Source organism: Rhizobium pantanalense (assembly GCF_030182525.1).
Lineage (GTDB): Bacteria > Pseudomonadota > Alphaproteobacteria > Rhizobiales > Rhizobiaceae > Rhizobium.
The window spans coordinates 141,259-157,277 of sequence record NZ_JAQJCH010000003.1; the positions used below are offsets into that span (position 1 = coordinate 141,259).

Consider the following 16,019-nt stretch of genomic DNA (forward strand, 5'->3'; position numbering starts at 1 on the left):
GCGGCGGCCTGGGCACTATTGATGTTTTGCACCGCGATGTCAACAAAACTGGCGCTTTAGCAGGTGCGAGATAGCGCTTGCGGGCAAAAGAGATAGGTTCAGCCGCGCCTATTGCAGAAATGCCACGCCTGGGCAGCAAGTTGGGGAAAACCTCGAAATCGATTCCTCAAGATTCTCGCGACTCTTGTCACGGAGTCAGCCTCACACTAGGTTAAAAAGCAATTGCTAGACTGCATGCGGCGGAACTAGTCACCACAATTTTAGAGCGTTTCGCGCCTCGTTCCCATGCGAGGCAATGGTGAGGGATTCTGCCATCGGAAACGCGACAGCGGAGACAGGGCATGAATTGGACAGACGAACGCGTCGAGAAGCTGAAAAAGCTATGGTCCGAAGGGTTGAGCGCCAGCCAGATCGCTGCGCAGCTCGGTGGCGTGAGCCGTAATGCCGTCATCGGCAAGGTGCACCGCCTGAACCTTCCTGGCCGAGCGAAGGCGGGCGGCACGGCAACCGCGGCGCGCACGCCGAAGCGCAGCGCAGCAGCACCCCGCACCGCAACCTACGGATCGCGCGTTGCCACCCGTACGGTCGTCGCCCGCCAGCAGGGCGCAACCATGCTGAAGGAAGAGATCGAGGTCGATTCCGTCAATGAAATCCAGTATCGTCCGGCATCGAACGTCGTCGTTCCGATCTCTCGCCGCCTCGGCCTGACGGAACTGACGGAGCGCACCTGCAAGTGGCCGGTCGGCGACCCGCTGAAGGACGACTTCCACTTCTGCGGCAATGACAGCCCGGATTCTTCGCCGTACTGCACCTATCATCAGCGCATGGCATACCAGCCGGTGCATGACCGCCGTCGCAACAACGGCTGAAAGTCACAGCAAGACAATGAGAAACGGGCCCATCGAGGCCCGTTTTTCTATTTCCGCCGCTATTTAAAGCACGTCACGATCTTTCAGATTCGCTTCCCGTGCTTTAGGTTTTCCGTCTGGCGCATGTCGTTCTCGCAAAACCGCTACGCACTTTTGCGCGACATGCTTTAGTGATACCCGAGCGGCAAACCGCTCAGGTTTCCATGGAATAGCCCGCGCCGCGAACGGTGCGGATGACATCCTGCATATTGGAGAAATTGAGCGCCTTGCGCAGGCGGCCGACATGGACGTCGACAGTGCGTTCGTCGACGTAGATATCGTGACCCCATACGCCGTCGAGCAGCTGCGAGCGCGAGAAGACGCGGCCGGGCGAGGACATCAGGAATTCCAGCAGGCGGAATTCCGTCGGCCCCAGCCGTACTTCGCGGCTCTTGCGGTGGACGCGATGGGTTTCTCGGTCCAGCTCGATATCGCCGCAGCGCAGCACCGTGGAGAGAACCTCCGGGCGGGCACGCCGCAGCATCGCCTTGACGCGAGCCATCAGCTCCGGCGTCGAGAACGGCTTGACGACATAATCGTCCGCGCCGGTCGAAAGCCCACGCACGCGCTCGCTTTCCTCGCCGCGGGCCGTCAGCATGATGATCGGCAGTCGCTCCGTCTCCGGCCGCATACGCAGCCGGCGGCAGAGCTCGATGCCCGATACGCCGGGGAGCATCCAGTCGAGGATCAGGAGATCGGGGATGCGCTCCTGGAGACGCAGCTCGGCCTCATCGCCTCTGAGGATCGTGTCGACCTCGAAGCCTTCGGCCTCAAGATTGTAGCGCAGCAGAACGCTGAGCGCTTCCTCGTCTTCTACAACAGCAACTCTCGGAACCATGCGCCTATGGTCTCCTTTCTTCGCTTCCAGATTATTCCGTCACTGCGCCGACGGTATTGGCGGTATCGTCCTTCGGGCGCTCGCCTTCGGGCTGAGCACCTGTCGCCATGTAATAGATCGTCTCGGCGATATTGGTGGCGTGGTCGCCGATGCGCTCGATGTTCTTGGCGCAGAAGAGAAGATGCGTGCAGGTGGTGATGTTGCGCGGATCTTCCATCATGTAGGTCAGCATCTCGCGGAAGAGCGAGGTGTACATGGCGTCGATTTCCTCGTCACGTTCGCGGATCGACACCGCCTTATCGGGCGAGCGGGTCGCGTAGACATCGAGAACTTCCTTGAGCTGGCTCAGCGCCAGTTCGGAGAGATGCTCGATGCCGCGGGCGAGACGGCGGGGGACGCCAGTGCCCTGCACGGCGATGACGCGCTTTGCGGTGTTCTTTCCGAGATCGCCGACGCGCTCCAGGTCAGAAGCGATGCGGATCGATCCCATGATTTCGCGAAGGTCGGCTGCCATCGGCTGGCGGCGGGCGATGGTGACGATCGCCTTGTCACCGACTTCGCGCTCGGCATGGTCGAGAACCACGTCGTCGGAGATGACTTTCTGGGCCAGAGCCGCGTCGCTGTTGACGAGAGCGCGTACGCTGTCGCTAACCATCTGCTCGGCCAGGCCGCCCATTTCAGCAATGCGGCGCGTCAGGAACTTCAGGTCTTCGTCATAGGCTGACAGAATGTGAGTGGAGACCATTTTTCTATCCTCAAAGTGAACTGTGTGAAAGGAGCCGCGCGCCTGCCATCATCAACCAAAACGGCCCATGATGTAATCCTGCGTGCGGAAATCGTCGGGATTGGTGAACATCTTATCGGTGTCGTTCTCCTCGACCAGGTGGCCGAGATGAAACATTGCGGTACGCTGCGAGACGCGGGCTGCCTGCTGCATGGAATGCGTCACGATGACGATGGTGAAATTCTCCCGCAGCTCGTGGATGAGATCCTCGACCTTGGCGGTCGCGATCGGATCGAGCGCCGAGCACGGCTCGTCCATCAGGATGACCTCCGGGCTGACGGCAACGGCGCGCGCGATGCACAGACGCTGCTGCTGACCGCCCGACAAGCTCGTGCCGGCGTCATGGAGGCGATCCTTCACCTCACCCCAGAGACCGGCCTTCTGCAGGCTTGTTTCGACGATATGCTGGAGATCGGCCTTTGAGCGATGCAGGCCATGGATGCGCGGACCGTAGGCGACGTTCTCATAGATGGACTTCGGAAACGGGTTGGGCTTCTGGAAGACCATGCCGACGCGCGCGCGCAATTCCACCACGTCAATGCTGTCGTCGTAGACATCCTGATCGTCGAGCGTGATCTTGCCGGTGACGCGGCAAGTCTCGATCGTATCGTTCATGCGGTTGAGGCAGCGCAGGAAGGTGGACTTGCCGCAGCCTGAAGGGCCGATCAGAGCCGTGACCGTATTGGCGCGGATCTTCAGATTGACGTCGAAGAGCGCCCGCTTGTGGCCGTAATAGACCGAAACATCCTGGCCGATCATCTTGTAGGGGATCGTCGTCATCTTCTTGGCCAAGGCTCTTTCGCTGGCGGCTTCCGTCATCATGTTCATTTCGTGCGCCCTCCCTTACCAGCGCCGCTCGAAGCGGCGGCGCAGCAGGATGGCGCCGATGTTCATCGCGACGAGGAAGAAGAGAAGCACAATGATGGCGCCGGATGTCCTTTCGACGAAGGCCCGCTCGGCTTCGCTCGCCCACATGTAGATCTGCACCGGCAGCGCCGTCGAAGGATCGAGCGGCGATGCCGGATAGTTGGCAACGAAGGCGACCATGCCGATCAGAAGCAATGGCGCGGTCTCGCCAAGCGCATGGGCAAGCCCCAGGATCGTGCCTGTCAGAATGCCGGGCATCGCAAGCGGCAACACATGATGGAAGACCATCTGCATCCGCGAAGCCCCAAGCCCGAGCGCCGCGCTGCGGATCGACGGCGGCACGGCCCGCAGCGCCGAGCGTGTGGCGATAATGATCATCGGCAGCGTCATCAGGCTCAGCACGAGACCGCCGACCAGCGAGGCCGAGCGCGGCAGACCCATCATGTTGATGAAGATCGAGAGGCCCAGCAGGCCGTAGACGATCGAGGGGACGGCAGCGAGATTGTTGATGTTGACCTCAATCAGATCCGTCAGCCGGTTCTTCTGCGCGAACTCCTCCAGATAGATCGACGCCGCGACTCCGACCGGCAAGGCAAGTACGAGAACGGTCAGCATCAGGTAGAACGAGCCGATCAGCGCGACGCCGAGCCCGGCGGCTTCCGGCCGGCTCGAATTGCCCGATACGAAGAGGCCGCTGTTGAAGGCCTTGTAAAGCGCGCCGCTTTCGCTGAGTTTCTTCATCCACGCGACCTGACGGTCGGACACCTTTCGATCCTTCTCGTCGACCTTCAGATCGATCTGGCCTTTGTTGGCGGAATCGATATTGGCGCTGGCGAGGAAGGTGACGTTCTGCGTCGTTCCGATGATCGAGGGATTGACGACGACCCTGTCCCGCAGCGCGATCCTGGCGCCGTCCGACACCATCGCCGTCGCCTCGCGAACGAGCGCACGGTTGCCCGGATCGATGCCAAGCGCCTTCACCAGTGCATCGCGGACCAGAACCGGGTAGTTGGCCGATATCAGCACCTTCGGATCGCTCGTGCGCTTACCCGCCGGGTCGATCACCTTCTCGGAGAATTCGATCGGTAGGGTAATCGAGGTCTGAACGAAGGCGGTATAGCCTGTACGGACCACGGTCGAGACCAGGATCATAAGGAAGACGAGACCGAAGATGACGGCGGTCATCCCATAGGCGCGGAAGCGGCGTTCGGCAGCATAACGCCGCTTGATGCCGATATCGCGGTGCACGGATGCACCCGGCGTCAGCCCGCGCGGCATGTTGAGCTGAGAGGAGGATACGACGTCGCTCATTCGTATTGCTCCCTGTATCGACGGACGATGTAGAGCGCATAGACGTTGAGGCACAGCGTCAGGCAGAACAGGGTGATCCCGAGAGCGAAGGCGACGAGCGTCTGCGGCGAGGTGAACTCCAGATCGCCGGTCAGCTGATTGACGATCTTCACGGTGACCGTCGTCATCGGCTCGAAGGGATCGAGCTGCATGCGCGCGGCAACGCCTGCGGCCAGCACCACGATCATAGTTTCGCCGATCGCCCGCGACGCGGTCATCAGCAGCGCGCCGACGATGCCGGGAAGAGCAGCCGGCAGGAGCACGCGCTTGACCGTTTCCGACCGCGTGGCGCCAAGCCCGAGCGAACCGTCGCGCAGCGAACGCGGCACCGCCATGATGATATCGTCCGACAGCGACGAAACGTAAGGGATGAGCATCACGCCCATGACAAAGCCGGCGGTCAAAACGCTCTGCGCCTCGATGAAGCTTCTGTAGTTTCCGGTCATCAGCCCGTCGATCTCGGCGGAGATATCGCGCAGGAAGGGGCCGACTGTGACAAGGGCGAAGAAGCCGTAGACGATCGTGGGAATGCCGGCCAAAACCTCCAGCATCGGCTTGGCGATGGAGCGGACGCGAGCCGAGGCATATTCGGCCATGTAGATCGCCGCGAACAGGCCAATGGGCACGGCGAAGAGCATGGCCACGAGCCCGATATAAATCGTGCCCGCCAGCAATGGGATCAGGCCGAAGGTGCCTGAGGTCTGAGCGCCGGCGCCGGTGAAGCGCGGGTCCCAGACGGTTCCGAAGAAGAACTCGCTCGCTGGCACCATGCCGAAGAAGCGTGCGGCTTCCGAAAGCATGGAAACGACGATGCCGACCGTCGTCAGCACTGCGATAGAGGAAGCGACGATCAGTGCGCCGAGAATGACCTGTTCCACACGATTGCGGGCGCGAAAGCGCGGGGCAATGGCGCGCAGACCGTAGACCGCGCAGAGCAGCGACAGGATGATCGCTGCCGCCGACATCACCAATCGGCTCACTTCACGCATGCCGTTATACTTGTTGGCGGCGGCGATCATGTAGCCCGTGGGGCGAACGGCGAGCGGAACGCCCTTCTGCGCCAGCAGCAACTGAAGATCGGCCTTGCCGCCATCGACATCAGCAAGCTCCCGGCGATCAAGCATGCGCATGCCGTGGGCGATGCTGCGCACCATGCCGTAGCTAAGATTGAGTTCAGCCGGCGGCAGAGACTGAACCTCCTCGGGAAAGGATTTTGTCACCAGACGGTCGATGACGATGGGGCTCGCGATCAGCCAGACGCAAACGAGCGCTAGGGGCGGAAGTATCGCCCATATGGCGGCATAGGCACCGTGATAGCCGAGGCGGGAATGCATGGACGAAGGCCTGCCGCCCGATAGCACAGCCGCCCTCACCCGCCCCAGCACGAAAGCGGAGGCGCCGAAGACCGACAAGCACAACAGCAGCAGCGATACACTCATTCCCATTCCCCGGCGAACGCCGGCGCGGCGAAAATCCACGCCGATGCTCGACCCTTCAGCAGTCACATGATCTTCCCGCCCGCGAAATCCTTACGGATCTGGTCACGCTCAGCATCCGGCGCCGGCACGAGGCCATATTCCGCCAGCGGGCCGTCCGGTCCGATCATCTGATCGCTCGTGAAGAAATCGACATATTCCTTGAGCCCCGGTATGACACCCAGATGGGCCTTCTTGATGTAGAAGAACAGCGGACGCGATACCGGATAGGTGCCGTCGGCGATCGTCTGGCCTGAGGGCACGATGCCGCTGACGGCGGCGACCTTCAGCTTGTCGGCGTTGTTCTGGAAGAAATACAGGCCGAACACACCGATGCCATGCTTGTTGGCGTTGATGCGGGCTAAGGTCTCGGGATAGTCGCCGTCGATATCGACCGCAACGCCATCCTTGCGCACAGCTATGCATTTCTTGGCCTGCTGGCCGGCATCGGAAACTGCGGCCTTGATGACATCGGCCGCGCCGGAAGCCTTGCAGCCGGCGGCAAGCACCTTCTCTTCGAAGACTTCGCGCGTGCCATGCTTCTCGCCCGGGATATAGGCGGCGATTTCAAAATCCGGCAGCGACGGATTGATCTCAGCCCACTTCTTGTAAGGATTGGCGACGAGCTTGCCATCGACGACCACTTCGGCAGCAAGCGCCTTATAGAGATCGACCGGTTCGAACTTGATGTCGGGATTGCTCTTGTCGAAGGCAAAGACGATGCCGTCATAGCCGATCTTGACCTGCTGGATATCGGCGACACCGGCGGCCTTGCAGGCTTCGACTTCGCTATCCTTGATGGGACGCGACGAATTGGCGATGTCGATCGAATCCGTTCCGACGCCCTTGCAGAATTCCTTCAGCCCGGCTCCGGAGCCGCCGGACTCGACCACCGGGGTCTTGAAATTCGTGAAGGTCTCGCCGAAGGTTTCGGCCACGACCTTGGCATATGGAAATACGGTCGATGAGCCGGCAATCTGAATTTGATCGCGGGCGGTTGCAGTGCCGGCAAGGGCAACCGATGCAACCAGCGCAAGAACGGATATTTTCAAAGCATTCACAACGAATCCCCCTGATGAGCTTTGAAGAGCGCTGAGGCGGACGCCACATCCACTTTTTCAGCAGTCCATTCTTACTGGTGAAAACACCGCCCTTTTATGTCAGATGAGTGAAACAATTATGACAGGCTATATACCTGATATGATTTGGATAAATCAGTGGCCCAAAGAGCGTTTCACGGAGGTTCTCAGAAGCGGACCGTAAAGTCGGTTCCCTTTCCAACCTCCGACTTGACGATCAGTCTGGCGCGGTGGCGGGTCAGAATATGCTTGACGATGGCAAGCCCGAGACCGGTTCCCTTCTTGGACCGGCTGTCCTCAACGTTAACGCGATAGAAGCGCTCGGTCAGGCGCGGCACATGTTCTGCGGGTATCCCCGGCCCCTTGTCCGAGATGACGACCTCGACGGCTTGGCCGGCACCGTTCAGCAGCGAAACCTCGACCGACTTGCCTTCCTGGCCGTATTTGCAGGCATTCTCGATCAGGTTCTCGAAGACCTGCACCAGCTCGTCGCGATCCCCCAATACTTCCACCTTGCCCGCCGGCAAATGCAGATTGATGGTCACATCGAGATCTCCGGCAAGCGGCAGCAGGGAGTCGCGCACATGGCCGAGCAGAGGTACGAGATCCACCTTCTGATCCGGCGCGATATGCGACTTCAGCTCCAGCCGCGAGAGTGACAGAAGATCGTCGACCAGCCTGCTCATGCGCGTCGTCTGGTCCAGCATGATGCCGAGAAAACGCTGCTGCGCTTTTGGGTCGGCCTTGGCAGGTCCCTGAATCGTCTCGATGAAGCCGCGCAGCGACGCCAGGGGCGTGCGCAATTCATGGCTGGCGTTGGCGACGAAATCGGAGCGCATGCGGTCGATGTGGCGCAGCTCCGATATGTCGCGGAAGGAGAGCAGGAAGAGCGCATCTTCCTGCCTGTCAATCTCCGGCAGATCAATCGGCGCGATGCGCACTACATAGACCCGTTCCGAAGGCAGGCGCTCGGAATGCTCGATCTGGTTCGGCGTATTGGTCGCTATGGTCTCGCGCACCATGTCGAGCAGACCCGGCGAGCGTAGCTTGGAGGAAATATGTGCGCCGATCGGAAAGGCGCCGAAGGCTTTTTCGACGGCCATGTTCTGTACCAGCACCGATGCCTCGCGATCGATGATCAGCACCGGCATATCGAGTGCCGCAAGTCCCGCAAAGGCGGTGCGCAGCAAGGTTTGCGCATCGGCAGGCGCAGGTTCGGCCTGTGACGGCACCTCCACCCGCTCGACCAGGGGTGGACGAATGAGCGTGACGATCATGACGATCGCCCAGATCCAGAACACGGCTCCGGTGTTGATGCCTTCAACGAGGGCGAGCGCGGCAATCAGCGTCGCCAGAACCAGGATCGCACTCTCCTGCCGCAGCCGAACTGCCAACCTCCTGACAAATGACCATTCGTCTTCCAACTGCGCCGTCCTTCGCCTGCCATCATGGAACGCTGGATCCCGCGTCTTATCTGCGATTCATGACAGAAGTATTCGGCTCTATCCACAGAAGCCAGCAACTGGCAAAAATAAATGTAGCCGGCAAAAGAGGGCGGCGGCAAAAGGCTTGAAACTATTGAATAAATGCCCCAGTTTCCTGGCCAAGCTTTTTTGCCGCCGTCTGCGGCAGGGTTAACACCATGTAAACAGCCGAGGAGCCGACATATGGGGGAGAAGACAGAAAGCCGGGCGGTGGAGCTGGATATTCATGGCATCAAGCGCATATTCGATGTCGATGATCCCGTGCTTCCGAGCTGGATCGATGACGAGGCTCTGACCTCGGGTGGCTATCCCTACAAGAAGAAGCTGAAGGAAGACGAGTATCTCGATGAGCTGAAAGCGCTGCAGATCGAACTCATCAAGGTGCAGTTCTGGCTGCAGGCGACCGGCAAACGGGTGATGGCGCTCTTCGAGGGACGCGATGCCGCCGGCAAGGGAGGTTCGATCGCCGCGACCTCAGCCCACATGAACCCTCGTCTGGCGCGCGTGGTGGCGCTGACGAAGCCGACCGATCGCGAAAGCGGCCAATGGTACTTCCAGCGCTATGTCGCCCAGTTTCCGACTGCGGGCGAATTCGTGCTCTTCGACCGCTCCTGGTATAACCGCGCCGGCGTCGAACCGGTCATGGGCTTCTGCACGCCGAAGCAATACGAGCAGTTCCTGAAGCAGGCGCCGCAGATGGAAAAGCTCATCGTTCAGGACGGCATCTATTTCTTCAAGTTCTATCTCGACATCGGCCGGGAGATGCAGCTGAAGCGTTTCCACGACCGGCGCCACGATCCGCGCGCCGTCTGGAAACTCTCCTCGATGGATATCGCCGCCCTGCCGAAATGGAAGGATTACAGCGAAAAGCGCGACCGCATGCTGAAGGAAACGCATACGGACCATGCACCCTGGACCGTCCTCCGCGCCAATGACAAGCGTCGCGCGCGCCTGAACCTTATCCGTCATATTCTGCTGACGCTCGATTATGACGGCAAGGACAAGGAGGCCATCGGCAAGGTCGACGAGAAAATCCTCGGCATGGGATCGGACATTCTCGCCTGACGATCAAGGGCACGCGGCTCGGGCTTATTGCCCGGGCAATACGCGAATGGCGTAGATGTTGACACCGCGGGCCTTGCCATCGACGTCGCTGTTGATGATCAGGCGTCCCGAACCGGTCGGCGCCATAGCGCGATCGAATTTGACCTGGAACAGCGAATCCGTCTTTTGCCGGCTGACGGTGAAACGATGTCGGCCGCAACGACCGAGAGAACCGAAATCGCACTCCACGGTGATCTGCGTCGGTGCATCCGAGGTGGACTGCAATGTCAGCGCGACCGTCGAGGCTTTTCCCACCATCTGCTGCAGCACATTGACGGGCACCTCGATCGAGCCGCTGCCGTCCGCGCCGCTGCTGAGCGAGGTCAGCCGCACGGCCGGCCCTTCGTTTTCCGATACGTTTTCGGCCTTCGACTGCGAGCCGGTCGTCACCTTAGGCGCGTCGGTGGGCTTCAAGATTTCGAGCCATTCCGCCGAGAAGCTGTTCTGCGGATCGATGGTCGCAAGGCCCGGATTGACCGGACCGCTATTATCGTCCTGGTCCGACATGTCCTCGTCGTTGCCGTTGCCGCTGAAATCCTGGGAATCGACATGTGCCGGCGGATTGGGCACGCTCGTATCCCTCTGGGAGGCGGACATGAGCAGGCCCGAGGTCTTGATCCACCAGGCACCGACGCCGAGGAAGGCGAGCAGGATGCAGAAGACCAGCAGGCGCGAGAAGAACTTGCGCGGCTTGCGGCGCACGGCCGCCCGCTCCGGCTTGAAGTTCATCGACCGCGCCGGCGGCGCATCGTCCGTCGGACGCACATCGCTGTCCGCACCGAGATGATCGGCGGGTCCGGCGCGCATATCGCCGAAATCGTCTTGACGTGCCGCCAGCTCGGCCGAGGTCGGCTCTGCCGGAACAGCGGGGCCTGCCGACATTGGCGGGTCGCGTGTTTCTCCGCGCACGCTCATGACGGGTTCCTGCGGCGTTGCCGCTGCCTGCCTTGCATCGGACCTGGGCACAGAAGGAGAAACATGCGGAGCATCCAGCTCCGGCGAAACCGGTATCGCCTGTGCGGGACGGGCGCGCTCCTCGGCCTCGATCTCGCGGATCGTCGCCTCCAGACGCTGGCGCTGGGCGGCGATGACGTTGACATCGGTAATGTCCTGCTTGCGAAGGCCGGCTTCCAGAGCCTGCCGCGCAGATTGATAGATGCGAGCCCGAATTTCCGGATTGGTGCGATCAGACCGATCCAAGGCGCTTCTGATAGCCGTTTCTAATCCGCTCACATCCGATCCTTTATGCTCACTCGCACCATACGCGCATACTCTGCCGATAAGGCAGCCATATTTTCATCATCCGTTAACCGGATTCGGTAACGCCCAGTTTTGCAATACGCAAGCCTTCGGCAAGGGTTAAGGGCACTCGGGCGGGGGATAAACGGCAAAGACGACGCAAATGGGGTGGAGGTGGGCAGTAGGCGAAAAGCGCCTATTGCGAAACGGTCAATCGCTTTCGCCCACCCCCGTCGCCTTTTCCCGCTGCCTATTGCCTACTGCCTACTGCCTACTGCCTATTTCCCCCTCCATCTTCCCCTCTCGACAGACATCTGCTATCCCTTTTGACGTTTTCGTAAACGTCAAAAGGGACGATGTTCATGGCCCTCCCCTCCATCCTGACCGAGCGTCTGCGCCTGCCGGTCGTGGCTTCGCCGCTTTTCATCATCTCCCACCCCGCCTTGACGCTGGCACAATGCAAGGCCGGCGTCGTCGGCTCCTTTCCGGCGCTGAACGCGCGCCCGGAAAGCCAACTCGACGAGTGGCTTGCCATGATCACGGAGGACCTTGCCGCACACAATGCCGCAAATCCGGACCGTCCGGCAGCTCCATTTGCGGTCAATCAGATCGTCCATACGTCGAACAAACGCCTCGAGCACGATCTGATGCTTTGCGTGAAATACAAGGTGCCGATCGTCATTTCCTCGCTCGGCGCCGTGCCCGAGGTGAACGCCGCGGTGCATTCCTACGGCGGCATCGTCCTGCACGATATCATCAACAACCGGCACGCCAATTCGGCGATCCGCAAAGGGGCAGACGGGCTGATTGCCGTCGCTGCCGGCGCCGGCGGCCATGCCGGCCAGCTTTCCCCCTTCGCGCTGGTGCAGGAAATCCGCGAATGGTTCGACGGGCCGCTGCTCCTGGCCGGCGCCATCGCCACCGGCGGCGCCATCCTGGCCGCCCAGGCGACCGGCGCCGATCTTGCCTATATCGGCTCGCCCTTTATCGCCACGGAGGAGGCGCGCGCCGTGGACGCCTACAAGCAGGCGATCGTCGAGGGAACCGCCGCCGATATCGTCTACTCCAACTATTTCACCGGCGTCCTTGGGAATTACCTGAAGCCCTCGATCCGTGCCGCCGGCCTCGACCCGGACAACTTGCCCGAGGCCGATCCTTCCAAGATGGATTTCGAGGCCGCCACGACCGGGGTGAAGGCCTGGAAGGATATTTGGGGTTCCGGCCAGGGCATCGGCGCCATCAAATCCATCCAGCCCGTATCCGCCCTCATTGACCGGCTGGAAGAAGAATACCGGCAGGCACGCGTCCGGCTGGCACTTTGATCGGGCGCGAAATGCGATACTTTTTTTCGCAAGCATCCCGCTTTTTTGCCAATTGGCAATTTGAGCGCTTGAAATCTGCCCACATAGACTGTATCAGCGCCATGCAAATCGCGGGGCCGAACCGAACGCTCCGCAGAATGCCGCTTTAGCTCAGTCGGTAGAGCACATCATTCGTAATGATGGGGTCACGTGTTCGAGTCACGTAAGCGGCACCATTTGTCCTGTCTCCCCAAATCCTCAGCTCCATTCCAGGGCATTGCCAGTCTTCGGCGGATCGCCCGCGCCGTCGATCAATTTTGCTGCGAGAAGCAGCGATCCCGGCGTGATCGGCCAGCCCCACGCACTCAGGCGCGATTTTGCTGATATCGCAGGCATGCGGGCGAAGATTGATCATATATGCCCAAAAGCGTGCCGGCAGATTAAGAAAGTTAAATGCGCGCCTAATGGCAAAAGGCCCAAAACAGCCTCTGCCTTGACGGAGTCCTCGACCATGAGCATCGTGCCGCACTTCTCTCCCATCCGCGTCATTCGCAACGATTCCGGTGAAGCGAAATCCGTAGGCACGGCCGACGAAGTCTGGAAGACGCTTCTCGATGACTGGCCCTCGGAGGAAGGCGACTGCTTTCTGTCGGCATTGCTCATCTGCATCGACGTCCAACGCGGCTGGCGAGCACCTGAGGAAGCGCGCGTCGCCTTCATTGCCGCAGCGGCCGAAGCGGGAGTTCCCTTGCTGTCGTGACAGTGCGGATTCGACCGGCGGGCCTCCTGGAACATTCCAGCCAACGGCACGTTGACCGCGGAAGGAGAAACTTCATGGCCCAATGGTGGAGCAAACCCGTAATCGTCGAGACCCGCAAGACGGGCGACCGGCTGGTGATATCGAATGCGGAACGCGCCATGGAATACATGGCGAAGGAGTGGCCGACGCTCGAGGACGGGCAAGCCTATAGGATCGCCAGAAAAGCGCTGGCGGACGCGCATGAGGGCACGCTCGAGGCGGAGAAGGCCAGGGAAGCTTTCATCGCGGCTTTGCAGGAAGGCGACATCTTCATCTTCGAGGATTGAACCTGCATCGGCCCACGATTGACCGGTGTTCAAAATCCAGGTGTGAACATCCTCGCCGATAGGTCGGCCGCTACAATCAGCTGGCACCAGACACCGAACAGCAGCGGACTTATTGCGCTCGTATCAGCGACGGGGTGCTTGCCGGCCACAGGCCATGGTGCCTAAAGCGCGATCTTTCAGATTCGCTTTTCGCGCTTTAGGTCTTTGATTTTGCGTATGTTATGTTGTCGCAAAACCGCTGCGTACTTTTGCGCGGCATGCTTCAGAGCCGCTTCAGCGAGAATGAAAAATGCCCGTGGGATTCCAGGGTCATGTATTCGAACTGCCAATGGAAATCCTTGCAGAATTTGGTGCAGGCTTCGACCACGCCATATGGAATGGCATCGACGACATTGCCGGTGCAGAAGTCGTGGCCGGCGATGCGGCCGTCCTGCTTGACCTTGAAGTGGCTGATCTGCAGCTCCTCCAGGGTCGTCTCGTAGCTGTGATTAGTGTCGACATAGATCCAATCGAAAAAACTATTGGGAAATTCCGAAAGCCGCACGGTGGAATAGCCCTGGACGATGCGCAGGCGGCCTTGATCCAATGCGCCCCGGAATTTTGACCTTATCTGCTCCAGACCCTCCTGATAGCGGGGCGTATCCCACGCGTCGATCAGGTAAAGCTCTCGCGGCGCGTTCTTTTCAAAGATCTCGGCGGTGAAATCGCCGAAAGCCGCGCCGATCTCGGCGCAGACGCTGCCATGCGGCAGGCGGTGCAGAAGCTCGCCGCGATCGGGCAGCAGCCGGGCATTTTCCATGTGATGCAGGCCGAGCTGCGTATGCGGCATGCCGCTCTTGTACTGAAATCTCGAGTCGCGCGTTTGCATTTGGCAGCGGATACCTTCGATATTGGCTGAAGGGCAGATCGCAGAGACGACCTGCTTCTGAACCGTGGATGCTACAAGTCTTGGCATTCATGGCTTGCGTCAGGCATTCGAGCCGATCACGAATGCCCGGCCCGCGAGACAGCCGCCCTCTTTCGAAACGCTCTATCGATGGCTGTAAATGGGCCGGCCTCCGACAACGAAACAGCTTTTGCGCGCAATCCGTCGAATGCAGGCGATTAGCACAACCAAAGATTCAGCTTTTGGTGGTTCCGTGCGCCTCGGGATCATATTATGGGGGATGCATCATGAAAATTGCCGTTGGCGTGGCGACATGCGGTCGCAAGGCGATTCTCGCCGCGATGATCGATAGATTGGCGAAGCAAGCCCGCAAGCCGGATCATCTCTTCCTGTGTCCGGCTAAGGGCGATGACATCGATACGGAGCGCTTGCGTTCCGCACCCTTCCCCGTGACGATCGTCTCTTCACCGCAGGGAAGCTGCCCGCAACGCAATGCCATCATCGATGCAGCCGTCGGCATAGATGTGGTCGTCTTCTTCGATGACGATTTCTTCCCGGCAACAAATTATCTCGCCGAAACGGAAGCCCTGTTCGAGGCGGATGAAGAGATCGTCGTGGCGACCGGCGAAGTGGTCCGTGACGGTATCCTTGGACCAGGCTTAACGGCGGACGAGGCCGATAAAGCGCTCGCCGCCGATGCCACGCCATTTCCGGCGGCGGAGATCGAAGCCACGCACAACGCCTATGGCTGCAACATGATTTTCCGCCGGAAGCAGATGCTCGCAAACGGCATCTATTTCGACGAGGATCTGCCACTCTATGCCTGGCAGGAGGATGTGGATCTGTGTCGGCGGCTGCGTCCTTTCGGCAAGATTGTCAAGTTCAATCGCCTGCGTGGCGTCCATCTCGGCGTCAAGACCGGCCGCACATCGGGCCTGCGCCTTGGGTACTCCCAGGTCGCCAATCCGCTCTATCTCGTCAAGAAGCGCTCGGTCTCGCTGAAATGGGCGCTGAAGCTGATGGGCGGCAATATCGCCTCGAATGTCGTCGGCTCCGTCAATCCACCGCCCTATATCGACCGGCGCGGTCGCCTTCAGGGCAATCTCCTTGCAGTCGGCCATCTGCTGAGCGGATCGCTCGATCCGAAATACATCAATCGGATGTGAGCGCCGCGATCCAGCAAGAATCCCATGCCAGATAAAAATTGAAGTTTGGCGTTCGGACGGACCCGTTCCGTGATAATGGTTGAAACCGGTCGCACATCCGGTGGCGTCCGTTATTCCCCATCCATATTGAATATCGCTTCAAGGACATCTCCATGATTCACGTACTCGCCATCCTTACCGCCCATCCCGGCAAGCGCGCCGAAGTGCTCGAAGCATTCCAGGCAAATGTTCCGGCCGTCCACGCCGAAGACGGCTGCATCGAATATACCGCTGTCGTGGATGTCGAAGGGGCCAATCCGGCCTTTGGGCCTGACACCTTCGTCGTGGTCGAGAAGTGGGAAAGCCTGGCGGCGCTGAAGGCACATGGCGCTTCCGCGCATATGGCCTCCTACGGCGAGAAGGTAAAGCATTTGATGGCCGACCGCGCCGTTCACGTTCTGAACCCGGCGTGA

Annotated in this window: 16 protein-coding genes and 1 tRNA gene; 8 read left to right on the forward strand and 9 right to left on the reverse strand. The window is 60.2% G+C overall.

Annotated elements, in window-relative coordinates:
• The first annotated feature begins 341 nt into the window (after nucleotides 1–341).
• The gene (locus PH558_RS10065) at nucleotides 342–869 is read left to right on the forward strand and encodes a GcrA family cell cycle regulator (RefSeq protein WP_095433881.1); all 528 of its coding nucleotides are present in this window, start codon (nucleotides 342–344) and stop codon (nucleotides 867–869) included.
• Nucleotides 870–1,062: 193 nt separating this feature from the next.
• Here the strand turns inward: PH558_RS10065 and phoB are convergent, their stop codons facing one another.
• The 7 genes from phoB to phoR all read right to left on the reverse strand — a co-directional run bounded on the left by phoB (nucleotide 1,063) and on the right by phoR (nucleotide 8,695).
• Nucleotides 1,063–1,746: a phosphate regulon transcriptional regulator PhoB gene (gene phoB, locus PH558_RS10070; RefSeq protein ID WP_285203984.1), complete on the reverse strand. Its 684-nt coding sequence runs from the start codon at nucleotides 1,744–1,746 to the stop codon at nucleotides 1,063–1,065.
• A gap of 31 nt (nucleotides 1,747–1,777) precedes the next feature.
• Nucleotides 1,778–2,491 carry a phosphate signaling complex protein PhoU gene (gene phoU, locus PH558_RS10075; protein ID WP_015338719.1) on the reverse strand — a complete coding sequence of 238 codons (714 nt, stop codon included), beginning with the start codon at nucleotides 2,489–2,491 and terminating at the stop codon, nucleotides 1,778–1,780.
• Between the two features lie 51 nt (nucleotides 2,492–2,542).
• The gene (gene pstB / locus PH558_RS10080) at nucleotides 2,543–3,358 is read right to left on the reverse strand and encodes a phosphate ABC transporter ATP-binding protein PstB (RefSeq protein WP_095433880.1); all 816 of its coding nucleotides are present in this window, start codon (nucleotides 3,356–3,358) and stop codon (nucleotides 2,543–2,545) included.
• 15 nt (nucleotides 3,359–3,373) lie between these two features.
• Nucleotides 3,374–4,708 (reverse strand): phosphate ABC transporter permease PstA, encoded by a 1,335-nt coding sequence (gene pstA, locus PH558_RS10085; protein ID WP_483314136.1) that lies wholly within the window; start codon nucleotides 4,706–4,708, stop codon nucleotides 3,374–3,376.
• Nucleotides 4,705–6,186 (reverse strand): phosphate ABC transporter permease subunit PstC, encoded by a 1,482-nt coding sequence (pstC, locus tag PH558_RS10090; RefSeq protein WP_285204420.1) that lies wholly within the window; start codon nucleotides 6,184–6,186, stop codon nucleotides 4,705–4,707. The genes pstA and pstC overlap by 4 nt, the downstream gene beginning before the upstream one ends.
• 62 nt (nucleotides 6,187–6,248) lie before the next feature.
• Nucleotides 6,249–7,283, reverse strand: a complete 1,035-nt coding sequence (locus PH558_RS10095; RefSeq protein WP_285203989.1) for a substrate-binding domain-containing protein — start codon at nucleotides 7,281–7,283, stop codon at nucleotides 6,249–6,251.
• Between the two features lie 185 nt (nucleotides 7,284–7,468).
• Nucleotides 7,469–8,695, reverse strand: a complete 1,227-nt coding sequence (phoR, locus tag PH558_RS10100) for a phosphate regulon sensor histidine kinase PhoR (RefSeq protein WP_350223805.1) — start codon at nucleotides 8,693–8,695, stop codon at nucleotides 7,469–7,471.
• Between the two features lie 273 nt (nucleotides 8,696–8,968).
• Here phoR and ppk2 point away from each other — a divergent pair, with 273 nt between their 5' ends.
• The gene (ppk2, locus tag PH558_RS10105; RefSeq protein ID WP_285203993.1) at nucleotides 8,969–9,850 is read left to right on the forward strand and encodes a polyphosphate kinase 2; all 882 of its coding nucleotides are present in this window, start codon (nucleotides 8,969–8,971) and stop codon (nucleotides 9,848–9,850) included.
• Nucleotides 9,851–9,874: 24 nt separating this feature from the next.
• Here ppk2 and PH558_RS10110 read toward each other — a convergent pair whose 3' ends face one another.
• Complete coding sequence (locus PH558_RS10110; RefSeq protein WP_285203995.1) at nucleotides 9,875–11,122, reverse strand: hypothetical protein; 1,248 nt, start codon at nucleotides 11,120–11,122, stop codon at nucleotides 9,875–9,877.
• A gap of 368 nt (nucleotides 11,123–11,490) precedes the next feature.
• Here PH558_RS10110 and PH558_RS10115 point away from each other — a divergent pair, with 368 nt between their 5' ends.
• The 4 genes from PH558_RS10115 (at nucleotide 11,491) to PH558_RS10130 (ending at nucleotide 13,515) form a co-directional block, all read left to right on the forward strand.
• Nucleotides 11,491–12,450 (forward strand): NAD(P)H-dependent flavin oxidoreductase, encoded by a 960-nt coding sequence (locus tag PH558_RS10115; RefSeq protein ID WP_285203998.1) that lies wholly within the window; start codon nucleotides 11,491–11,493, stop codon nucleotides 12,448–12,450.
• Nucleotides 12,451–12,589: 139 nt separating this feature from the next.
• Nucleotides 12,590–12,665: transfer RNA gene (locus PH558_RS10120), tRNA-Thr, on the forward strand.
• 275 nt (nucleotides 12,666–12,940) lie between these two features.
• A complete protein-coding gene (locus tag PH558_RS10125) occupies nucleotides 12,941–13,189 on the forward strand; it encodes a DUF982 domain-containing protein (protein WP_285203999.1) in 249 nt (82 codons plus the stop codon).
• A gap of 74 nt (nucleotides 13,190–13,263) precedes the next feature.
• Nucleotides 13,264–13,515: a DUF982 domain-containing protein gene (locus PH558_RS10130; RefSeq protein ID WP_285204000.1), complete on the forward strand. Its 252-nt coding sequence runs from the start codon at nucleotides 13,264–13,266 to the stop codon at nucleotides 13,513–13,515.
• Between the two features lie 262 nt (nucleotides 13,516–13,777).
• Here PH558_RS10130 and PH558_RS10135 read toward each other — a convergent pair whose 3' ends face one another.
• Entirely contained in the window at nucleotides 13,778–14,383 is a 606-nt protein-coding gene (locus PH558_RS10135) for a class I SAM-dependent methyltransferase (RefSeq protein ID WP_350223806.1), read from the reverse strand.
• 305 nt (nucleotides 14,384–14,688) lie between these two features.
• On the opposite strand from PH558_RS10135, the gene PH558_RS10140 reads away from it, so the two are divergent.
• Complete coding sequence (locus tag PH558_RS10140; RefSeq protein WP_285204006.1) at nucleotides 14,689–15,567, forward strand: glycosyltransferase family 2 protein; 879 nt, start codon at nucleotides 14,689–14,691, stop codon at nucleotides 15,565–15,567.
• Between the two features lie 152 nt (nucleotides 15,568–15,719).
• A complete protein-coding gene (locus PH558_RS10145; protein WP_285204008.1) occupies nucleotides 15,720–16,019 on the forward strand; it encodes a putative quinol monooxygenase in 300 nt (99 codons plus the stop codon).